Here is a 2,920-nt window from a genome sequence, read left to right as displayed (position 1 = left end):
AGCTCGGGCAACGCATTGCTCATACCGGCGAGCGCCCTCATTTTTCGCACCGACAACCTTCAGGTCGCGGTGCTTGGCGCACACAACCACGTGCACTTGAAAGACGTGAAGATAGCCACTGATCTCGGTACCCGCGTATTGATCGGCTCCGGGTTGACGAGTGGCGAGCGCATCGTCAACAACCCGCCGGACTCCCTGGAAGAAGGCGAGCTCGTGCGACATGCAGGCGTGTCGATCGCGGCGGTATCGACCGTTCCTGCGGCGGGGCGAACTCATGGCTAAAGGAAGCATTCTTCTCGCGGCGGTATGCGTGGTTGCGCTGAATGCATGCTCGTTCGCCCCCGTATACAAAGTACCTGCTACGGCCATTCCCACGTCGTTCAAGGAAGCGGGCCCATGGCAAACGGCCCGTCCCGCCGATCGCATCCCGCGTGATGGCTGGTGGACCATGTATCACGATCCCGTGCTGAACGCCCTTGAAGCCAGGATCGCCAGCGCCAATCCGAACGTAGCGGCGGCCATTGCCCGGCACGACGAAGCAAGCGCTTATCTCCAGGAGGCGCGCGCGGGCCTCTTCCCCACCATTGGGGCCGAAAGCGATGTCTCGCGTCAGCGACAGTCCGATAACCGGCCCCTGCGCGGCGCCGGGCAACCCTCGACTTACACTGCGGCCAACGCCGAGCTCAGTGTCGGCTTCGATCTTGATCTCTGGGGCAAGATCCGCAACCAGGTCAGCGCAGGACAGTCGAAGGAACAAGCCAGCGCTGACGACCTCGAATCGTTGCGACTAAGTCTTCAGGCAACGCTTGCCTCCACCTACTTCGAGTTGCGCGGGTTGGACCAACGCACGAAATTGCTCAACGATACCCTCGTGGCTTACCAGCGCGCGCTCAAGCTAACCACAAGTCGCCACAAAGGTGGACTGGCATCGGGCCTGGACGTGTCGCGAGCCCAGACACAACTTTCGTCGGCCCGCGCTGCTGTGGACGATACCGAGGCGAGCCGCGCGTTGCTCGAACACGCGGTCGCCACCCTGACTGGCACATCCGCATCGAATTTCAGCCTCGGGGCGGACGTGGATCAGGACTATTTGCCTGCTGTACCGACCGGCATGCCTTCCTCGATCTTGCAGCGCCGCCCCGATATTGCCGCTGCCGAGCGGCGCATGGCCGCCGCCAATGCGAACATCGGGGTCGCGAAGGCGGCGTTCTATCCGGACATTACCCTCGGTCTCGACGCTGGCTACCAGAGCGATACGTTCTCTCCGTGGCTTGCCGCGCCCAACGAAATATGGTCGGTTGGACCGCAATTGCTATTCACGATCTTCGACGGTGGCCGCCATAGTGCGGCCGTCGCCGCCTCCCGGGCGAAACTGGCCGAGAATGGCGCGCGATACAAGCAAACGGTATTGACCGCATTTCAGCAGGTCGAAGACGGACTTGCGCTCCTTCATCATCTCGGCGACGAATCGGTGAACGAGGATCAGGCACTGACCGCTTCCCAGCGAACGCTTGCCCTCGCCACGTCGCGTTACATGGATGGCGTGGTGAGCTATCTCGACGTGGTGACGGCGCAAACCACCGAACTCACCGCACAAATTGCCGCGCTGGATCTGCGTACGCGGCAGCTCAAGGCTTCCGTCGCGCTTATTGAAGCGCTGGGAGGGGGATGGAACGACAAGCCCGCCTGAGGCCTTAAAACGCAATGCCGAAAAAAGCGCCGCCGGGGAAACCGGGCGGCGCTTTTTGCTCTACGTTTGCCTCTTGTATCGTCTCGTGATACTGCCGCGTTGTTTAGAAGCGGTGACGCACGCCCGCCGCGATCACAGCCTGTTTGCCCGTCGACGATGCAGCAAGGGTGTAGATCGATGCGTAACCCAGTGCGGGGACGCCCGACGCGCCCGTTGTGTGCTGATAGACCCCCTCCAGATAAATATCCGTGCGATGGCTCAAGGAGTAATCGGCCTGCAACATGAAGGAATTCCACTTCGGTGACAAACTCGACGTCGCTGTGTCGAACTTGCCATCCGTGAACGTATAGGAGCCGCCCAGATTCAGTTGGGGCGTGACGGCATAGCGAGCATTGAGCTCGTAGTTATTGAAACTCAGCTTGTTGCCTGAGAGCGCGGTGTAAGCGCCGCCTTGTGCAATCGCGCTCGGGTCATCCAGCGTGGTTCGCGTAAAGACCGCGCCGAGGGTTGCCGGACCGACCACATAGCGCGCAGCCGCGCCCAGGATTCGCTGGCGGCCTCCAACCATGGTCGCATCGCCGTCACTGCTCGATAAGGCACCACCGGTATTGGGAGGCGTCGCGACACCGCCGGGATTGTTGGCCTGGAAGTAGGCCGCAGCCAGGCTCAACGGCCCCCGGTCATACGATGCGCCGGCCGTGTAAGCACTATTGTTGTTGAACCCGGTCGATGAATTGCTGAAGGCGTAAGCACCCCCCACCACCAGGCCGCCGTAGTTCACGCTACGGAACTTCACCGCGTTGTTCATGCGGAAATCGTTGTTCAGGTTGTCGTTGTCAAACGGATGATCTGCAATATTCCCGCCGAATCCAGAACCGGTAGCCGACAGCGGCGCGACGAAGTCAACCATTGAATCGTACTGGCGTCCAAGCGTCACCGTACCGTATGCAGTGCTTGAAATCCCGACCCACGCCTGACGCCCGAACTCGTCGCCGCCATTCGAAAACTTGCCGTTGTCGACGTTGAAGCCGTTTTCAAGATCGAAGACTGCCTTAAGTCCGCCGCCCAGATCCTCGGTTCCTTTCAGCCCCCATCGGTTCGTACTCACGTTACCGCTCTGCATGGCCCATGCGGCGCTTCCGCCCGATGCCGTCTTTTGGTTGGAAATATAGTCAATGCCCGTGTCCAGCGTTCCGTAAAGCGTCACGCTGCTTTGAGCCAAGGCAGCAC

General features: G+C 60.8%; 2 protein-coding genes and 1 pseudogene. 2 read left to right on the top strand and 1 reads right to left on the bottom strand.

Annotation, left to right across the window (positions count from 1 at the left end; all coding sequences use genetic code 11):
- Both WCA53_RS26755 and WCA53_RS26750 read left to right on the top strand, forming a co-directional pair.
- Positions 1 to 282 (top strand): annotated as a pseudogene (locus WCA53_RS26755) (efflux RND transporter periplasmic adaptor subunit); the annotation flags it as partial.
- The gene (locus WCA53_RS26750) at positions 275 to 1,690 is read left to right on the top strand and encodes an efflux transporter outer membrane subunit (protein WP_423917737.1); all 1,416 of its coding nucleotides are present in this window, start codon (positions 275 to 277) and stop codon (positions 1,688 to 1,690) included. The pseudogene WCA53_RS26755 and the gene WCA53_RS26750, both read left to right, overlap by 8 nt.
- Positions 1,691 to 1,793: 103 nt before the next feature.
- On the opposite strand, the gene WCA53_RS26745 is transcribed toward WCA53_RS26750, so the two are convergent.
- The coding region (locus WCA53_RS26745) for a porin (protein WP_423917734.1) at positions 1,794 to 2,920 on the bottom strand (1,127 nt) is incomplete at its 5' end.

This window comes from Caballeronia sp., from assembly GCF_049581465.1.
Lineage (GTDB): Bacteria > Pseudomonadota > Gammaproteobacteria > Burkholderiales > Burkholderiaceae > Caballeronia.
The sequence above is the reverse complement of the archived record's forward strand: the minus strand, read 5'-3'. Positions and strand labels throughout refer to the sequence as shown.

Excerpts from the sequence above, each read along its gene's own strand:
- WCA53_RS26750 (WP_423917737.1), top strand. The coding sequence starts at position 275 with ATGGCTAAAGGAAGCATTCTTCTCGCGGCGGTATGCGTGGTTGCGCTG.